Annotated in this window: 1 protein-coding gene; it reads right to left on the bottom strand. The window is 35.8% G+C overall.

Going from position 1 to position 637, the window contains the following annotated elements:
* Window positions 1-9: 9 nt before the first annotated feature.
* A partial coding sequence (locus MWG72_RS15445) for a transposase (RefSeq protein WP_247144428.1) occupies window positions 10-637 on the bottom strand: 628 nt, incomplete at its 5' end.

Below are 637 nucleotides of genomic sequence, written 5' to 3'. Positions count from 1 at the left end.
GTTTTGAGATTATTCGACCAATAAATAATCTCTTTGATAGGCAGTCTGATGTTTTAAAACGCCATAACACAGATGTATAAGCTTGCGCATTGCAGCACCTAAAGCACACATTTTATTTTTACCCTGGCTTAATAATCGTTGATATAAAGCTTCAATGTGTGGATTATATTTAATCGCTGTTAATGCTGACATATACAATACTGAGCGTATTTTACTGTCACCTGCTTTTGATAAGTGACTTTGCTTGTTGACTGAACTGCCAGACAACTGATGTACTGGAACCAAACCTACATATGCAGCAGCTTGACTTGCTTTTTCAAACTTGTGCGAATGAAATAACCCCAACAGTAATAAGCCTGATCGTTCACCGATTGAAGGAATAGTTTGCAGTAATTTCAAATCCTGTTTCAATGTTGGATCTTGATCTATGTGATTATTTATTAACTTATCAATATTTTCAAGTTGCTGATTTAAATACTCAATATTCTCTTCAAGTAATTTAATCACAACAACGGAGGTATGAGTGGACTGCGCCTTTTCAAGTCGATTCTTTTCCTGCAATAGACTACCTAGATAGACATCTCGTCTGCCTAGTAAAGCTTTTAATAATCTGACATTTTCAGGTTCAGGCTGCCAT

The sequence above is a fragment of the Acinetobacter lwoffii genome, from assembly GCF_022967985.1.
In the GTDB taxonomy this organism is placed as follows: domain Bacteria; phylum Pseudomonadota; class Gammaproteobacteria; order Pseudomonadales; family Moraxellaceae; genus Acinetobacter.
The sequence above is the reverse complement of the archived record's forward strand: the minus strand, read 5'-3'. Positions and strand labels throughout refer to the sequence as shown.